Below are 16,857 nucleotides of genomic sequence, written 5' to 3' on the forward strand. Positions count from 1 at the left end.
CACTTGCTCAGGACAATCCGTCCGGCCAGAGCTGCGACATATGCAGGATGCGCAGGATTCGGATCACTCCGCTGCCGATGTGGTAGGCTGCGATATAGGGCGTGCCGCCGACGATAAGTTCGCGCGTTCCCTCGACACGGCCGGGACGGCCGCTCTCCGGAAAGGCCAGCAGCACCTCCACATGCTGCTCGATGCGCTCGTCGAGCATGACGGCGGCACGCGGATTGTCGGTTGCGACATAGTCGAAGATGCGCTCGCGATCGGCAACCGCGAGCCCGCTCCATTCGAGCTTCACGCCTTAGCGTCCAATGTCCGCGCCAGGGCCACCCGGCGCCTCTCGGCGAAGCGAGCCTTGACCTCGGCATGATCCGTCGCAGGGCTGGTATCGGCGAGTGCCTCGAGCACCTTCGCACGGAACCACGCCTCGTGTCGGGCCGGGTCGATCAGCTCCAGGGGCAGCGCACCCTCATTGGCGGTTCTGGTCAGCAGGATTCGCACCGCGTCCGAGACGGTCAGCCCCGCCTCCTGCAGAACGGCCGCCGCCCGTTCCTTCACGCGCGGATCGATGCGGGCTTGAACGAGATCGCTTGCTGCCATGATCACTTCTCCATTCTGGCGGGCAGTGTAATGCAATTGATTGACATCTCCAAGCCGAGGCGGAACCCTTCGCCGCAAGACGACTTGAGTTTCTGGCCCCGCTCGCAGAGATTGGCGGCGGTGAGAGCGGAGTGCCTGCCATGCAATGGGAAGATTATCGCCAGTCCGAGAATGTCGAGGACAGACGCGGCGGCGGCACCTATGCCGGCCTGCCCGGCGGGCGCGGCGGCGTCGGCATCGGCACCATGGTCGTGCTCGGCCTGGTCGGCTGGGCGCTCGGCATCGATCCGCGCCTGTTGATCGGCGGAGCGGAGATGATCGGGGGCATCGGTGGGCGCAGCGCCCCGACCCAGGAAACGCGGCAGTCCTCTGGGCCGCCCTCGGACGAGATGGGCCGCTTCGTCTCGGCCGTGCTGGCGCAGAACGAGGACGTCTGGACCAAGGTACTGCCGCAGCAGGCGAATACGCGCTACCAGGCGCCGCGCCTCGTGCTCTACTCCGGCGTCGACCGCTCCGGCTGCGGCACCGCCCAGGCGGCAATGGGACCGTTCTATTGCCCGCCGGACAAGAAGGTCTATCTCGACCTCTCCTTCTTCCAGGAGATGCAGCGCAAGCTCGGCGGCGGCGGCGATTTCGCCTATGCCTATGTCATCGGCCATGAGGTCGGCCACCACATCCAGAACCTGATCGGCATCCTGCCCAAGGCGAACCAGTTGCGCGAGCGCTCCTCGGAACGTGACGCCAACGCGATCTCGGTGCGCATCGAATTGCAGGCGGACTGCTTCGCCGGCGTCTGGGCCAACAACATCCAGGCGATGGGCCGGATCGACCAGAGCGACGTCGACGAGGCGATGAAGACCGCCGCCGCGATCGGCGACGACAAGCTGCAGAAGGCCTCGCAGGGCGTCGTCGTGCCCGATTCCTTCACCCATGGCTCCTCGGCGCAGCGCACGCGCTGGTTCACCACCGGCCTGCGCTCGGGCTCGATGCAGAGCTGCGATACGTTCAGGACGAACCAGCTTTAGCAGCGGCGCTCGCCAGGCCAGAGGCTGCCGGAGAGAGGCCGCTCGACTGTCAAAAACAGTGGGTCGGAACTCCGTCTTTTGCGAGGGTCTCCTCCGCGTCTTCAGCGGTCGCCAATTTGTTCTAGAAGCTAGGAATTCCGCGGCGACAATGCTCGGCGGATAGCAGTCGGCGGCCGTCTGTAGACCTCGAGAAACACGGCATTGAAACGGCGCAGGCTCCTGAAGCCTGCTTGCAGGGCGATTTCCGTCATTGGAAGATCGGTCTCGTTCAACAAACGCTTGGCACGCTGCACCCTCGCCGTCTGCGCGACTTGCGAGGGACTCGCTCCGAGATATTTATCGAACAATCGCGACAGGTGGCGAGAGCCGACACCAACCCGAACCGCCAAAGCCTCGACCGTTGCGCCGTCACCGTCCAATGCGCCTTCTTCGGTTATCATCCGAGCGGCTTTCTCGACGGTGGCAAGGCTGCCTTTCCAAGCAGGGCAGAACGGAGCCGACTCCGGCCGGCACCGCAGGCAGGGTCGAAAGCCAGCCGCCTCGGCGGCAGCCGCGCTCGGCAGGAACTCGATATTGCGGCGATAGGGCAAACGCACAGGGCACACGCAACGACAGTAAACACCCGTGCTGCGAACGCCGATGAAAAAGCGGCCATCGAACGCCGGGTCGCGCGCCAGCCATGCCTGCTCGTAAAGGGCGTCATCCAGAACCATGAGGCCAATCTACACGATCTCCCGGCGCGGCTAGAGGACAGAGTCCGAATCCGGCGAGCAGCATGGGCGGTTTCCGATGATTTTCCTGAATCAGCGTATCAGTTGGAAAATCGAGACATGCGGAAACAGCCGACGATGAGCCTTTTCGAATGGGGGCTCCTCCTTCTTCTGTCCGTTCTTTGGGGCGGATCGTTCTTTTTCTCTAAAGTCGCGCTGCACGAGCTGCCACCATTTACTGTCGTTCTGGCTCGTGTTGGGCTGGCAGCGGTGGCACTCGCTCTCTATCTGCGCGTCACACGTCAAGATATGCCGACTGTTCCGGGAGTATGGGCCGCTTTCTTTGGCATGGGGTTGCTCAACAACCTGATTCCTTTCAGCCTCCTTTTCTGGGGCCAGACGCAAATAGCCAGCGGCCTTGCCTCCATTCTCAATGCAACGACCCCCGTTTTTTCCATATTGGTCGCGCATTTCCTGACAGCCGATGAAAAGATGACCCCGAACAAGATTGCTGGCGTCGTCCTGGGTGTCGGCGGCGTCGCGGTCTTGATGGGCGGCGACGCGGTCTCGGGGCAAGGACAGCCGCTGCCGGCGCTGCTGGCCTGTTTGGGGGCTGCTCTTTCCTATGGATTCGCAGGGGTCTTCGGTCGTCGCTTCAGACGCATGGGGATCGCCCCGACGGTCGGGGCGTTCGGCCAGACCATAGCTACGACAATCATGATGGTGCCAATCGTTCTGATCTTCGACGCTCCCTGGCTGCTTCCCTTCCCAAGCGCCACGACATTTGCCGCGCTTGCCGGTCTCTCCCTGCTTTCGACCGCGCTGGCCTATGTCATTTTCTTCCGCATCCTGGCCGGCGGTGGCGCCATCAACAGTTCGCTCGTGACCCTCCTGATCCCTGTCAGTGCGATCCTGCTCGGATCACTGATTCTGGGCGAACGCCTGGCCACAAGCCACTTTGCCGGGATGGCGCTGATCGCCCTGGGGCTTCTCTCGATTGACGGGCGGATGTGGCGGCTGGTCCGCACCCGCGCCACTTCGTGAGGTATTCCGATGCCTGGAACCGTCTACACCTTCACTGAAAGCCCGATAGGTTTTCTGCTCCTCGCCGGCGATGGTGAGCGGCTGGCATATCTCGGCTTTCCGCATGGCAAGGGAGCGATACAACCGCAAGCGGAGTGGCGACGTGACGCCTCGATTTTCATAGATGCGCGCGCGCAGCTGAAAGCTTATTTCGAGGGAAGGTTGAGCCGGTTCGATCTGCCGCTCGATCCGCGTGGCACGCCATTCCAGATGGATGTCTGGCGTGCTCTCACTGACATTCCTCCGGGCGAAACGATCAGCTATGGCGAACTGGCCAGGCGTATCGGGCGGCCCACAGCAAGCCGGGCCGTGGGGGCAGCCAATGGGGCCAACCCCTTGCCGATCGTCATTCCCTGTCACCGGGTTATCGGTTCAAACGGGGCGCTCACGGGATTTGGCGGAGGGATAGAAACGAAAAAATGGCTGCTCGCATTGGAGCGCGGCAGCCCCCCTCCCGCGATCGAGCAGTTGCACCTGCTGTGAAGCCACCATTCATCCGATCGATCCGCCCCCCGATTAGAGCGGCAATTTCGTAACCAGGTTCTGCGGCGTCGCAGAACGATGCTCGTGAGAGGCGGCTCTATCGTTCAGCAGGAATGGCGGCGCCTTTATCCGTCCAGCTTGGTGGAACACCGACACTGCCGCCAACCAGGCCAACGAGTCCCGGTGACGGGCCGAATGCCCGGCAAGCCGCGTATTTTGCGTCACCGCCAAACTGCGCGCCGATCTGTTCGAAGGACGGAAATGTCGGCGCCTTGCCGAACGGCGTCTCGCCGGTGACGAGCATCTTGCTGAAATCGGATCCGAAATCGCTTGCCAGCGTATAGGCATCGCCCTCCTCGCTCATCCGGGCCGAGGTCAGGAAGGCATTTGCGCCGCGCCCCCAGACCATCGCCGCCTGCTGCTTGCCGTTGGCGTCGCGAGCCTCGGCCTCGAGCGAAATGCTTCCCATTCCCACAGGAATGCGCGGGAGCGGAACAGGCACTCCAGGCAGGAGAATCGACTTCGCAACCGAAGCGCCCCGCGAGACCCCGGCGGAAACGACATCCGTCGGCGCGACCTGCGTCACGAGGGCGCGAACCGTGAGATCGGCGGGCTCGGACGGGGTGACCACGACGAAACGCTCGCTCAGACCGCCGCACATGGCACGATCGATCGCATTGGCGACCAGGCTCCGTTGCGCGGGCGTCAGGCTCGGCTGCGTCGAGGAGGCCGAGAAAGCGGTGGGGACGATCTTGATTGTGCGGGCCTTCGTCACGCTGGTTTTGTCGACGCGCAGCTTCGAGCGCGTCAACAAGCCATCCGACTGCTCCAAACTGTCATATGATTGAAGTGACCCGGCCTGCTCCAACGAACCGGTTGCGCAGCCTCCGAGCAGCGCGCCAGTTATTCCTATGAAGGAAATCAGAGGATTTCTCCGCATGTTCACGCTTTTCCCAACCGAGATGGCTTGCGTCGCCGGCCGCGACGTTGGATCCGAACAGCCCTTGGAGTGATCCTTTCGGGCTATTAATGCACAGAGTGCAGTTTAATTGAGGCGCCTTTGTGTCGATACCGTTCGCGCCCATAGGCCGGAGGCCTCGGTCGTCCCGAGTTTTTGCGCTGCGCCGACCATGTCGATATGGTCGAGAATATCAAGTTGAGGCAGATATGCGACAAGCAGCTCCCAAATCAGAAGGCCTTCGCGAGCGCAATCGCCGCGAAAAATACGAGCACATAACCAATGTCAGCATTCGCCTGTTTCTTGAAAACGGGTACGACGCCACGACACTCGCCGAAATCGCTCATTCTTCCGGCATTTCCAGGAGGCATCTGTTCAATTATTTCGACAGCAAGGACGAGATCTTGTTTTCGCACCTGCGCGAATATTATGAGATGATTGCCGAATCCATTTCCCAAGGCTCCCCTGACGAACCCGCCCTGGAGGTCGTGCGCAAGGCGATCCTTTCAAACCTGACGCGCTTCGATGCGGAGAGAACGCTCGCGATCGCGAAAATCATGAAGAACAATGCGATGCTTCAAAGCAAGAATCGCGCCAATGAAATCAATCTCGAAAAGGCAATCATGAAAGGACTTTCGATTTTATGGCCCAGTAAAGAATCTTATGATCGGCTATTACTTGTTTCTATATTGTCGTCTTGCGCGCTTCGATTTGCCACAGGCATCTGGTTGCGAGATGGAAACGAGATGAAGCTCGCAGATTGCGTGGCAGACACCTTTGACCGGATGAAGCTCGAAGCCAAATGCACTGAGTGAAGTTAATGACGGAACGGAGGCAGGGCCGACCTGCTGCTCGCCCCCGCAACACACGCTCATCAGCCCGCTTGCTCCCCGCCGACCGGCACGCGATACGACGCGCGCCCACCTGCCCACGAGCTCGACGCCGCCGCTGATGATCGCCTGCGTCATCGGCCGCACCAGGAAGCTGTGGGGAAGCCGAGTTCGATTGCGCTTGCGGCATCGAGCCGGGCGCGCTGATCGGCGTCGAGCACCACATCGAGGGCGCCAAGGTTATCTGGGAGTTCGAGCGCGACGAGGGCAGGCCGATAACAATGTCATGATGAAATCGGCCTGATTTAGAGATTTGCCCGTGCTGTCGATACGAACAGGCACTTCGGCAATCGTCTCTTCATCGACCGATGACGATAGCTTCAACGCTACAAAGTTGTACGAACACCGAGTTCCCGCAGCTTCGTCTTGGCGAGCTCAAAACTGGGATCGAGTTCGAGAGCCTTTGAATAATCGGCGATGGCTTTATCGGGCTGGCCTTGCTTCCTGTAGGCACTGCCTCGGTTGAAGTATGTTGGAGCATGCTGCGGCCGTAAATGCAGCGATTCATTGTAATCCGAGATCGCTTCATCGTTTTGGTTTTGCAAGGAATGAGCGACACCGCGATCGGTGTAAGCCTGGGCATAGGAGGCATTGATGCCGATGGCCTCCGAATAAGCCGCGATGGCCTGATCGAATTGCTTGAGGCTGCGACGGATGTTCCCCAAATCGTAATGGGCGACCGCAAGTCGCGGCGCCAATCGGACCGCCTGCTCATAATCCGCCAAAGCCTTGTCAGCCCGGCCCATGCGCTCATAGGCGACGCCGCGATTGAGAACAGCGGTCGCGGATTTGGGAGAGAGCCGGATCGCCTCATCGTCATCCGCCACCGCCCGATCAAACTGTCCCAGCGCCGCAAAGGCACTCGCCCGTTCGATATGGGCATCGGTCGATGTCGGATCCAACCGAAGCGCTTCGGATGCATCGGCCAGCGCCATGTCCGGTTGTCCCGTTGCCGTGCGGACAGCCGCTCGCTGGGCATAGCCTCGGCTGGACGTCGGATAGAGCCGGATCGCCGTGTTGCAATCGGCCAGGGCTCTATCCAAGCGGCCAAGCTCGAACGAGACCTGGGCGCGTACGACCAGAGACTCTTCCTTCTCGGGGTCCAAGCGAACTGCTTCGTCGAGGTCGGACGCGGCATGCGCCAGGTTTCCCCGGGCTGCGTGGACAATACCTCTGTTCGACCACGCCTGAGGGTCGTGAGCATCCAGGCGAATGGCGGTGTCGAGATCGGCAATGGCGCGGTCGTATTGTCCTAGCTTCCCCAAGGCCCAGCCGCGATTATTGTAGGCTTTAGCAAAGCTTGGGGAGAGGTCGATCGCTCGGTCAAGGTCGGCGATGGCTTGTTCGAATCGTCCCTGCCGACTCAGGATCCAACCTCGATTGCTGAAAGCTTCTCCCATCTTCGGATCGATATGGATCGCCTCGTCGAGATCCGTCATCGCGGTATCATATTCATGGCGAATGCCGTGGATTACCCCTCTGTTCATGAACGGCAGCGCGTTGACGTAAGGGGTCGGATCCTGCGGTTTCAGACGGATAGCCTGATCGTAATCAGCGAAAGCAAGATCGGAGTTTTTGGCGCGCATATAGAGATTGCCCCGCATCGTGAAGGCCGCAGCCGAAGTCGGATCAAGTCGGATCGCTTCGTTCACGTCAGCCATCGCCAAATCGAGTTTGCCCTGTTGGGCGTAGACGGTGCTGCGGTTGGCATAGGCCAGAGGGCGAGACGCCGGCTCACCGATTGAGATGAAACGCGTACAAGCGCTGATCGAAGCCACACCATCGACCTTCGCACATTCGTCCCATGCGTTCGATGGCACGTTGCGAAAGACCAGGAACAGCGCGGCAAGCGCCACGATGCAGACAAACCAGTACAGGCGTTGCGGGGTACGGTTCGGCTTAAAGATGCGCGACAATGCTTCAGGCCCCGGATCACCGGACTGCTGGGCCCGATCGACGGGGGTCTGCAAGGGCTTCGCTCCACATGCCGTGTTTCAATAGCCGTCGACAGGCTACCACGGCATCTCTTTCCCCGCCAATGATCGGCCCCCGCTAACGGGTCCGTTTGGAATGGTTATGGTCGGCGGCGCGGCAAGGCCTGGCGCAAAGAGCTCCGGTGGCTTGCGGCCCAGGGAGCCATGGGTGGGCGTTGTGTCGGCAACGGTAAAGCCGCCGCTAAGCAGAACATTCCTTGGCACGCCAAGGAATGTTCTGCTTAGCTCTTTGATTTGTCGCAGATTCTCGTCGGAAAACCGTGGGGCACTTTTCCGGAATCTGCTTAGCCCTCACTTATAATGAATGATGCTCAACACCGTCCCATTTCGCTGACACAGGCGTATCTCGGCAGTCCCGCCCACCCGCCCTGGTGGCAATGTTCCGTTCACTGTCCAAATACCGTCCGACAAGCTTGCCCGAAAGGGCATCTCACTGCGGATTGCCGCCTCTCCGTAGATCGGCGTGAGGTAGGCCAATGCAACAGCTTCTGCGATAGCCTGGCTTCCAATCACGCCAGTTTTTGGCTGGACGCGGTCTATGCTTGCAGCACAGCGTGAATCGCCCGCATGGGCAGCGGCCGCGATGGTCAGCGAGCCAGTTATAATCACCGGCAACCAGTAGCGCATGGTGTCCTCTACTCCGCCTTCAGCGAGGATGCACGACGCGGGTTTTGGCTGCAATGGGTCCAGACTGCGCAAAAATAGCGTATTGCGATAGAATACGCTGTCTTTCTGTTTCGCGAGCATGCTCCAGCTGCATTCGCAGGCGCTGCCCCCCTGTCGCCGGGAGCAATCTGGCACAGACGAACGAACGCGCGCACGCATTGAGGCGATGACAAGTTCAAAGACAGTTTGAGAACTTTGGGATGGCTGCGTCTTGCCGGAAGCAGCCGCGCCGGTTAGCCGCTCGCCCGTTCGCGGCGCACCGGCAGTCGGCGCGGCGCGCCTCCCAGCCTGCCCGCGAGGACGAGCCCCTTGGGCACGACGAGGCCGGCCCGCAACCGCCTCGCTCCGAAGGAGATCGCCGCGCGCTCGCGCAGCGAACCGGCGACGCCGCGCAAGGGAATCAAGGCCGGGCTGTCGGGCGCGAGCATGAGATGCCGGTCGACGACTTGGGCCCAATGAGACTGCGGCACATCGCCGGCATCGAGCAGGACCAGCCAGTCACCGCGCGCCTGCGCCGCGCCAAGATGCCAGCCCTCCGCGGCGCCCGTCCGCAGATAGCTCGCGCCCGTGGCGTCGGCCAATCGCTCGACATCACGATCGCCCCCCGCATCGACCACGACCGCATGGCCAAGGAAGCCATCGGCGACAGCGGGAATGAGAACCGCGAAGGTCGCGGCGAGCAGGCTTGGGGGGCCATCGGCCCGGATCACGGCTGTGAGCATGCGCAAATCCATATGACGCAGCGCAACATGTCGCAATCCTGTCACTTGCAATCTGTTCCCTATATGTTCACATTGGAAACACAGAAGCGCGCCGATTCCCGGCGGTTTTCAGGACGGTTCAGCGTCATGCGCCAAGCCATGCCCTCTGCCAGGCCCTCTTCGCGGCCGATTCCGGCCCAGCCGCTCAAGCGGCATGACAGCGAGCCGGCCTCGATTTCCGCGCGCGTCGCGCCGCTCGACCCGATGGCCTATGCCGGGCATCGGATCGACCCGGAGCGCCGGCGCGGGCGCGGCGCCACGATCAATCCAGGCGGGCGCTTCGAGGCCGAGCAGCGCGTCCTTGAGGATGACGGCTGGGGCACGCTCGGCGAATTGCCGGCCTTCAAGACCGAGGTCTCGATCGAGAAGCCGCGCACGATCATAACCCGGAATGACTCCCCTGATATTTCGTTCGACCGCTCGATCAATCCCTATCGCGGCTGCGAGCATGGCTGCGTCTATTGCTTCGCGCGGCCGAGCCACGCTTATCTCGGCCTGTCGCCGGGGCTCGACTTCGAGAGCAAGCTGACGGCCAAGCCCGATGCGGCAATCCTGCTGGAGAAGGAGCTCTGCGCGCCTTCCTACCAGCCGCGCACCATCGCGATCGGCACCAATACCGACGCCTATCAGCCGATCGAGAAGAAGATGCGGATCATGCGCTCGATCCTCGAGGTGCTGGCGAAGTTCAACCACCCGGTCGGGATCGTGACGAAATCGGCGCTGGTCCAGCGCGACATCGACATATTGGCGCCGATGGCGGCGAAAGGCCTCGCCAAGGTCGCGATCTCTTTGACCACGCTCGATCCCAAGATCGCCCGCACCATGGAGCCACGCGCCGCCTCGCCGGCCAAACGCCTGGAGACGATCAGGGCTTTGTCGGAGGCCGGCATCCCGGTCACGGTGCTGGTCGCGCCGATCATTCCCGCGATCAACGAGCATGAGATCGAGCGCATCCTCGACGCTGCCAAGGCCGCCGGCGCGCGCGAGGCGGGCTATGTGCTGCTGCGGCTGCCGCTGGAGGTGAAGGATCTGGTGCAGGACTGGCTGCTGACGCACCACCCCGACAAATTGCGCCATGTCGTCTCGCTGATCCGCTCGACGCGCGGCGGCAAGGATTACGACTCGGCCTGGGGCCAGCGCCAGGTCGGCTCGGGGCCTTATGCCTGGATGATCGGGCGGCGCTTCGAGATGGCGGCCGAGCGACTCGGCTTCAACGCGACGCGGCTACGATTGCGCAATGACCTGTTCCTGAAGCCCGAGAAGGAAAAGGCGCAGCTGAGTTTGTTTTGAAGACCCGGTAAGGCCGCATCGTCATGCTCGCCCTTGTGGCGAGCATCCACGTCTTGAACACGGCCCTCGCCGAAGGAAGACGTAGATGGTCTGGACAAGCCCGACCATGACGAGGAGCGCGCCGGCCGGGATGACGTGGACAGCGATGTCGAGAGCATGGCCGGCCGGCACCGCATGTTGCATAAGCCCGGCATGAGCGCCGATTTCAGCCGTGAGACGCAAGCCATCGCAACCGGATCCTGGCCATTGGCCGGGATCGACGAGGTCGGGCGCGGGCCGCTGGCTGGACCGGTTGTCGCGGCGGCAGTGATCCTCGACCCTGGGAAGGTTCCTGCCGGGCTCGCCGATTCGAAGGCGCTCAGCGCCGCGCGCCGCGAGGCGCTGTTTGAGAAGATCGCTGAGACGGCGCTGGCGATCGGCATCGCCAGCGTGACCGCGGCCGAGATCGACGCCATCAACATCCGGCAGGCGACGCTGCTGGCGATGAAGCGCGCCGTCGCCGCCCTGCCGCTCGCGCCACTCAAGGTACTGGTCGACGGCAACGATCCGCCCTCCCTGCCCTGCCCCTGCGAGGCGATCGTCAAGGGCGACGCGCTCGTCGCCTCGATCGCGGCGGCCTCGATCATCGCCAAGGTGACGCGCGATGCGATGATGGCGCGGCTGGCGCAGCTTTACCCGGCCTATGGCTTCGCCGGGCATGTCGGCTACGGCACGGCGGTCCATCGCGCCGCGATCCAGGAGCACGGCCCCTGCCCCGAGCACCGCTACAGCTTCGCGCCGGTGAAGGGCGTCTGGCAGCGCTGAGAAACCGTCATTCTCGGGAGGAGCCCTCGGGTCTGATCTTCGATCGGCCCAAGGATAAACTCCGCGGATACCCGAGAGCCTCTTTCAGGAGATGATCGAGTCAAGCCCGAGCATGACGCCTAGCGTTAACTCGCGCTTAGGAAATTCGCTAGGCTCACCAAAGGGCTAGGCAAAAGCTGCAGCCCCAAAACGAGACGTATTTTTTTCATCGCGGAAACCCGGCTTTTACCCTGTCCGAGCAATATCGCGACTGTTCAAGTTGCGTAACGGTCTTGGGGCGTCATGGGTATTTTGCGTACCGGGACCACCAGCGCCGCCGTCCGGATTCAAGTTCCGCGTACCGGACGGCCCGCGCTGCAGTCACCGATCAAGGCTCCACGGCTCAAAGCGGCCGGCCTTCCTCTGGAACTACCGCTCGATCAGGTGCTCGTCGGCGACTGCGTCGCCGCGCTCGAGCGCCTGCCCCCGGCGAGCGTCGACCTCGTCTTCGCCGACCCGCCCTATAATCTCCAGCTCGGCGGTGATCTGCGCCGGCCCGACGACAGCCTCGTCGACGCCGTCGACGACGATTGGGACAAATTCTCGTCCTTCGCCGATTACGACGCCTTCACCCGCGCCTGGCTTACGGCCTGCCGCCGCGTGCTGAAGCCTGACGGCGCGCTCTGGGTGATCGGCTCCTATCACAATATTTTCCGCGTCGGCTCGATCCTCCAGGATCTCGGCTTCTGGATGCTGAACGACATCGTCTGGCGCAAGGCCAATCCGATGCCGAATTTCCGCGGCCGGCGCTTCACCAATGCGCATGAGACGCTGATCTGGGCGGCGCGCGGAGCATCATCGAAATACACCTTCCACTACGAGGCGCTCAAAGGCGGCAATGACGACCTGCAGATGCGCTCGGACTGGTATCTGCCGCTCTGCACCGGTGAGGAGCGCCTGAAGGACGAGGCGGGGGCGAAAGTCCACCCGACGCAGAAGCCCGAGGCCCTGCTCGCCCGCGTCATGCTCTCGGCCAGCAATCCCGGCGATGTGATCCTCGATCCCTTCTTCGGCACCGGCACAACCGGCGCCGTCGCCAAGGCGCTCGGCCGGCGCTTCATCGGGCTGGAGCGTGATCCGGTCTACGCCGCCGCCGCCCGCAAGCGCATCGCCGCCATCGAGCCGCTGCCGCCGGAAGCCTATTCGACCGCGCCCTCCAAGCGCAGCGAGCCGCGCGTGCCCTTCCTCAGCCTGGTCGAGGCCGGGCTGGTGAAGGCCGGCGAGAGCGTCACGGACGAAAAGCGCCGCCACAAGGCAACGATCCGCGCCGACGGCACGCTGATACTAGGCCCGGCAGTCGGCTCGATCCACAAGGTCGGAGCGCTGGCCCAGGGACTGCCGAGCTGCAATGGCTGGACCTTCTGGCATGTCGAGCGCCCGGCCGGGCTGATGCTGCTCGACGTCCTGCGCGGCGAGATCAGGGCGCAGATGGCGGCGGCTTGAGCATTTTCGAGCGAAGTGGACGCCGGTTCGCGTAAAGAAAATGCGATAAAATATGAGGCTTGAGCATTTCCGCGATTCGGAAACGCGCGGAAATGCCATAAGTCGCGAAGTCACAAACAGGCGAAGCCCGCTTGGAGGCACCTGCGTTCCATTGCGGCCATGCGCAGAACCGTGACGCCCGACGTTCCCCGGCTTTGGAATGCGAAGCGATAGCCTTCGATTTGAGAGACGATTCCATTCGCAGCGGCGGTATGGGGCCTCGTCAATCGTCCATCCTCCGACCCGACGCTATTTTTCCGGCGGAGGGGGCGGAGGAGGACGCAGCTTTTCCGCCTCCATGGCGGCCCGTGCGACTTCCAGCAACTCGGGGAATGGCTCGGTAGCCTCCTTCGAGCATCCCGATGCGCTAATGGCTCTGGCGCTGAAGCCTCCCTTTCCATCGTCCCCGATCATAACGCTGGCATGGAATGTTTGACGCCCGAATGTTTCACGCCAGGGAGCATCAACTTCCTTGCCGAAAAGCTTGGGCGTTACAGAAGCCGCAATGCAATACTCCGTTACTGGAACTGTCGAAAATGCGGGCTTTTCGACGAGATAAGCGCTGTATTTCGCATCCTTTATCGCCGAGACAATCAACCAGAGAGGATATTTATTTACTCGGATGGCCATAGCCGCAACGGCCTTGCGGACGGCGTGGGTCGCGTGGCTTGGCAGAGGAGGCTTAGCAAACTGAGCCGCACGCTGTTCGGGCGTCACGCAGCCAGCCAATGAAATTCCCACAACAACAAGAGCAAGACATCGCAAAATCATCGTCCCCCAAACACCGAACTGTTCAGTTCGGACTAAGGATTAAAACGATTCGGAGAATGTTTGCTATTGCGCCAGAAGATTGCGGCCTGATGCTATTTGACACTTTGCGCGGCGAGATCACGACGCAGATGGTCGCGGCTTGAGTGCCGCCAGCCCGGCCTCGACCACTTTCAGCATTAGGCTCGGGAACGGCTCCTCGCGCAGCTTGTCGTGCGGTGTGAAGCGCATGCCCAGCGGGGCTTGCGCGGCAAGCGGCGCCTTCGCCACCAGCACCGTCAATTCCAGCGGGAAATGCGTGAAAACATGGCGCACCGGCGGGTTCAGCTTGCGCCAGCGCGTCGCGAACGGCGCGTCCTGCGCTGCGCCATCCAGTTCGTAATCGGCGCGCCAATCGCTGGTCGGCACTTCGGCCATGCCGCCGAGCAGGCCTTTGTTCGGGCGCGTACGAACCAGGAGCGCGCAATCCTCGCGCAGTAGCACGAAGGCTGCGCCATAACGGGTGACGCCTACCTTCTTCGCCGCCTTGCGCGGGTAGCTCTCCTGGGTTCCGGCAGTTCGCGCCCGGCAGGGTTCGCGCCAGGGGCAGATGCCGCAAGCCGGATTGCGCGGCGTGCAGATCGTCGCGCCGAGATCCATCAGCGCCTGCGCGAAATCGCCCGGCCGCGCCATCGGCAACAATGCCAGCACCTGTTCGCGAATCAGGGGCTTGGCGCCAGGCAATGCCTCCTCGATGGCAAAGAGCCGGGTCATGACGCGCTCGACATTGCCGTCGACGGCCGCAGCCGGCCTGTCGAAGGCGATCGCGGCGACAGCGCCGGCCGTATAGGCGCCGATGCCCGGCAGGGCGAGCAAGCCCGCTTCGGTGTCGGGAAAGCGGCCGCCATGGCTCTCCGTCACGGCTTTGGCACAGGCATGCAGATTGCGGGCACGCGAGTAATAGCCGAGCCCGGCCCAGGCCTGCATGACCTCCTCCGAGGGCGCGATCGCGAGCGCCTCGACCGTCGGAAACCGCGCCATGAAGCGCTCGAAATAAGGTTTCACCGCCGTGATCGTGGTCTGCTGCAGCATGATCTCGGAGGCCCAGACGCGATAGGGGTCGGCCCTTTCGCCCGGCAGCGCCCGCCAAGGTAGGCTGCGGCGATGGCGGTCATACCAGGCGAGGAGGTCGCCCGCCTTGGCGGCGGGCTGTCGTGTTGCCAGGGGCATCTGCGTTGCGAGGGTCATAACCCCGGTTTAGCGTGCCGCTTCCCGACCGCAAGATGCGAACCTCCATGAACCTCCGCGATCATCGGACCATCTCGCCGGAGAAGCTTGCGCCACGCGACGCGCTGACGATCAAGCGGATCGTGCGCGTGAACCATGCCGGGGAATACGGTGCGATCCGCATCTATTCGGCGCAGCTCGCGGTGGCCCGCCGGCTCTGGCCTGACATGGTGCCGGCTTTGGAACAGATGTTGGCTGACGAGATCGACCACTGCGCCAAATTTTACGCCGCAATGCCAGCGCGCGGCTCGCGTCCGTGCCGGATCATGCAGCTATGGAGTCTCGGTGGATCTCTGCTCGGCCTGCTGACGGCATTGATGGGGCGACAGGCGATTTGGATTTGCACCGCAGCCGTTGAAGAGACTGTGCACCGACATCTCGATGACCAATTGCACTTCCTGCAAAGCCGGGACGTCGGCCTCCGCGCCATCATCAGCAGCATCCGTGAGGAGGAACTGGCGCATCTTAATCATGCTGAAGCGCAACTCAGCGGTGAACAAAAACGCGCGCTGCAGACAGTGCTGCAATCCACCATTGCGGCAGCCACCGAAACTCTGATCTGGCTGTCGACTTGGGGGGATTCCACCCGCATGACGCGCGCGCTGCGACAAGCGGACGCGTAACGGCCAACGTTTATGCTGTTTTGGGCACCGACGCCGCGACGCCTCTTCCCTTCTCCCGCATGGGAGAAGGTGGCCCGGAGGGCCGGATGAGGGTGTGCCCTCTCAATAGAAGGTGCAAGCGGCGCAGTCGCTCTCCAATAATCAGCCGCAGGCCCTCATCCCTGCCCTTCTCCCATCCGGATTCCTCTGCGAAACGCGGCTGAGGACTGATATTTTGACGGCGGATTGTTCGCCTGTGACGGGCGGTCTTCAGCGGTTGGCTTGGAGAGCTCGCAGTCGACCTGGTTCAGCCGCCTGCGATGATGGTGGCGCGCCGGAGATTGTAGACGGTTGCGAAGGCAATCAGGTCTGCGGTGTTGGCGACGAACGAGTGGCATCGCGTCCGGGCTTTGCCATAGAGGCGCTTCATGGCGCTGAAGACAGCTTCGACGGGAGCGCGGCGGCGCGCGATCAGGGCGTTGCGGCGCTGCAGCCAGCGCGGCAGGACAGCGATGTGCTTGTGCCGGCGATGCATGATCCGGTCCTTGATGCCCAAGGCCTTCAGGGCGGCGCGCTGGGCCTTGCTCTCATAGCCGCGATCGGCATAGACGGCGGCCTCGTCGCCGCTGACGAGCCCTGGGGCCATCTCGACGTCCTGTATCCGCGCCGAGGTCACGAGCGCCGTGCGGATCAGGCCCGAGCCCTCGTCGACGCCGACATGCAGCTTGTAGCCGAAATGGGCCTTGCCGTTCTTCTTGCCCCAGTCGGCGCCGGGTTCACGGGGGTGGCCCTTGCCCAGCCCGGCTTCGCGTGACGGGGCAGCATGCGTCGCCTGAACGATTGTGGCGTCGAGCAATGTGCCCTTCTTCAGGATCAGACCCTTGGCCGAGAGCTGCGCGCCGATCTCGGCAAAGCAGGCCTCGAGCACGCCCGCCTGCGCTGCCGCCAGCCGAAAGCGGCACAAGGTCGTCTCGTCGGGCGTGCCGCCATCGAGCGCAAACCCGCAGAAACGTCGAAACGACAGCCGGTCCAGCAGCGCCTCCTCCAGGCCGGGATCCGACAAATCGTAAAGCGCCTGCAGATAGAGCGCCTTGAGCATCGCAAGCGGCGCGTAAGGCGGCCTGCCCGTCTCAGCCTGGCGCAGCTTGCCGGCCAAGGGCGCCAGCCGATCCCACGCGATCAGCCCATCGATCTTCGCAAGCTTCGCGTTCGCACCCAGGCGTGGGTCCAAAAACGCCTCAGCCAAAGACATCTGATCCGACATGCCGATCACCCCGCCGCACCCGAGCGAAGTGAATCAGCAATCAAACCTCAACGCCAGGGCCCTTTCGCAGAGAAATCCATCCGGGAGAAGGGTTCCCCGCGCCTTTCGGGCGAACCGAGGACGGGCTCCGCAGCACCGGTCAGGCATCAATCGGAAAGCTCCACAGCCCTCCGAT

At 62.7% G+C, this 16,857-nt stretch carries 18 protein-coding genes; 8 read left to right on the top strand and 10 right to left on the bottom strand.

Annotation, left to right across the window (positions count from 1 at the left end):
• Positions 1-7 precede the first annotated feature (7 nt).
• A complete protein-coding gene (locus RMR04_RS23145; protein ID WP_311910809.1) occupies positions 8-295 on the bottom strand; it encodes a type II toxin-antitoxin system RelE/ParE family toxin in 288 nt (95 codons plus the stop codon).
• Complete coding sequence (locus RMR04_RS23150) at positions 292-597, bottom strand: type II toxin-antitoxin system RelB/DinJ family antitoxin (protein ID WP_311910810.1); 306 nt, start codon at positions 595-597, stop codon at positions 292-294. The genes RMR04_RS23145 and RMR04_RS23150 overlap by 4 nt, the downstream gene beginning before the upstream one ends.
• Positions 598-737: 140 nt before the next feature.
• On the opposite strand from RMR04_RS23150, the gene RMR04_RS23155 reads away from it, so the two are divergent.
• Positions 738-1,622: a KPN_02809 family neutral zinc metallopeptidase gene (locus RMR04_RS23155; RefSeq protein WP_311910811.1), complete on the top strand. Its 885-nt coding sequence runs from the start codon at positions 738-740 to the stop codon at positions 1,620-1,622.
• A gap of 128 nt (positions 1,623-1,750) precedes the next feature.
• Here RMR04_RS23155 and RMR04_RS23160 read toward each other — a convergent pair whose 3' ends face one another.
• Positions 1,751-2,335, bottom strand: a complete 585-nt coding sequence (locus RMR04_RS23160; protein ID WP_311910812.1) for a bifunctional transcriptional activator/DNA repair enzyme AdaA — start codon at positions 2,333-2,335, stop codon at positions 1,751-1,753.
• Between the two features lie 135 nt (positions 2,336-2,470).
• Here RMR04_RS23160 and RMR04_RS23165 point away from each other — a divergent pair, with 135 nt between their 5' ends.
• Positions 2,471-3,376: a DMT family transporter gene (locus RMR04_RS23165; protein WP_311910813.1), complete on the top strand. Its 906-nt coding sequence runs from the start codon at positions 2,471-2,473 to the stop codon at positions 3,374-3,376.
• Between the two features lie 9 nt (positions 3,377-3,385).
• Complete coding sequence (locus RMR04_RS23170) at positions 3,386-3,898, top strand: methylated-DNA--[protein]-cysteine S-methyltransferase (protein WP_311910814.1); 513 nt, start codon at positions 3,386-3,388, stop codon at positions 3,896-3,898.
• Positions 3,899-3,995: 97 nt separating this feature from the next.
• Here RMR04_RS23170 and RMR04_RS23175 read toward each other — a convergent pair whose 3' ends face one another.
• The gene (locus RMR04_RS23175; protein WP_311910815.1) at positions 3,996-4,766 is read right to left on the bottom strand and encodes a DUF3313 domain-containing protein; all 771 of its coding nucleotides are present in this window, start codon (positions 4,764-4,766) and stop codon (positions 3,996-3,998) included.
• A 299-nt stretch (positions 4,767-5,065) separates the two neighbouring features.
• On the opposite strand from RMR04_RS23175, the gene RMR04_RS23180 reads away from it, so the two are divergent.
• Positions 5,066-5,671: a TetR/AcrR family transcriptional regulator gene (locus RMR04_RS23180; RefSeq protein WP_311910816.1), complete on the top strand. Its 606-nt coding sequence runs from the start codon at positions 5,066-5,068 to the stop codon at positions 5,669-5,671.
• Between the two features lie 401 nt (positions 5,672-6,072).
• Here RMR04_RS23180 and RMR04_RS23185 read toward each other — a convergent pair whose 3' ends face one another.
• The 3 genes from RMR04_RS23185 to RMR04_RS23195 form a co-directional block, all read right to left on the bottom strand.
• Entirely contained in the window at positions 6,073-7,716 is a 1,644-nt protein-coding gene (locus RMR04_RS23185) for a tetratricopeptide repeat protein (RefSeq protein WP_311910818.1), read from the bottom strand.
• A gap of 315 nt (positions 7,717-8,031) precedes the next feature.
• Positions 8,032-8,487 (bottom strand): NTF2 fold immunity protein, encoded by a 456-nt coding sequence (locus RMR04_RS23190; RefSeq protein ID WP_311910819.1) that lies wholly within the window; start codon positions 8,485-8,487, stop codon positions 8,032-8,034.
• A 152-nt stretch (positions 8,488-8,639) separates the two neighbouring features.
• Positions 8,640-9,128 carry a glycosyltransferase family A protein gene (locus RMR04_RS23195; protein WP_311910820.1) on the bottom strand — a complete coding sequence of 163 codons (489 nt, stop codon included), beginning with the start codon at positions 9,126-9,128 and terminating at the stop codon, positions 8,640-8,642.
• A gap of 243 nt (positions 9,129-9,371) precedes the next feature.
• Between RMR04_RS23195 and RMR04_RS23200 the strand changes: the two genes are divergently transcribed.
• The 3 genes from RMR04_RS23200 to RMR04_RS23210 all read left to right on the top strand — a co-directional run bounded on the left by RMR04_RS23200 (position 9,372) and on the right by RMR04_RS23210 (position 12,743).
• On the top strand, positions 9,372-10,457 hold the full coding sequence (locus RMR04_RS23200; RefSeq protein WP_311915913.1) for a PA0069 family radical SAM protein: 1,086 nt from the start codon (positions 9,372-9,374) through the stop codon (positions 10,455-10,457).
• 192 nt (positions 10,458-10,649) lie between these two features.
• Entirely contained in the window at positions 10,650-11,261 is a 612-nt protein-coding gene (gene rnhB, locus RMR04_RS23205) for a ribonuclease HII (protein WP_311910822.1), read from the top strand.
• 282 nt (positions 11,262-11,543) lie between these two features.
• Positions 11,544-12,743, top strand: coding sequence for a site-specific DNA-methyltransferase (locus tag RMR04_RS23210; RefSeq protein ID WP_311910823.1), 1,200 nt, complete (start codon positions 11,544-11,546; stop codon positions 12,741-12,743).
• Between the two features lie 288 nt (positions 12,744-13,031).
• Here RMR04_RS23210 and RMR04_RS23215 read toward each other — a convergent pair whose 3' ends face one another.
• Together RMR04_RS23215 and mutY are read right to left on the bottom strand one after the other, a co-directional pair.
• Positions 13,032-13,499, bottom strand: a complete 468-nt coding sequence (locus RMR04_RS23215) for a hypothetical protein (RefSeq protein ID WP_311910824.1) — start codon at positions 13,497-13,499, stop codon at positions 13,032-13,034.
• Positions 13,500-13,670: 171 nt separating this feature from the next.
• Positions 13,671-14,759: an A/G-specific adenine glycosylase gene (gene mutY, locus RMR04_RS23220; RefSeq protein WP_311910826.1), complete on the bottom strand. Its 1,089-nt coding sequence runs from the start codon at positions 14,757-14,759 to the stop codon at positions 13,671-13,673.
• Between the two features lie 65 nt (positions 14,760-14,824).
• Between mutY and RMR04_RS23225 the strand changes: the two genes are divergently transcribed.
• Positions 14,825-15,439: a demethoxyubiquinone hydroxylase family protein gene (locus RMR04_RS23225; RefSeq protein ID WP_311910827.1), complete on the top strand. Its 615-nt coding sequence runs from the start codon at positions 14,825-14,827 to the stop codon at positions 15,437-15,439.
• Between the two features lie 286 nt (positions 15,440-15,725).
• Here RMR04_RS23225 and RMR04_RS23230 read toward each other — a convergent pair whose 3' ends face one another.
• Positions 15,726-16,649 (bottom strand): IS5 family transposase, encoded by a 924-nt coding sequence (locus RMR04_RS23230; RefSeq protein ID WP_311909523.1) that lies wholly within the window; start codon positions 16,647-16,649, stop codon positions 15,726-15,728.
• Between the last annotated feature and the right edge of the window lie 208 nt (positions 16,650-16,857).

It is taken from the genome of Bosea sp. 685 (genome assembly GCF_031884435.1).
Taxonomy (GTDB): Bacteria; Pseudomonadota; Alphaproteobacteria; order Rhizobiales; family Beijerinckiaceae; genus Allobosea.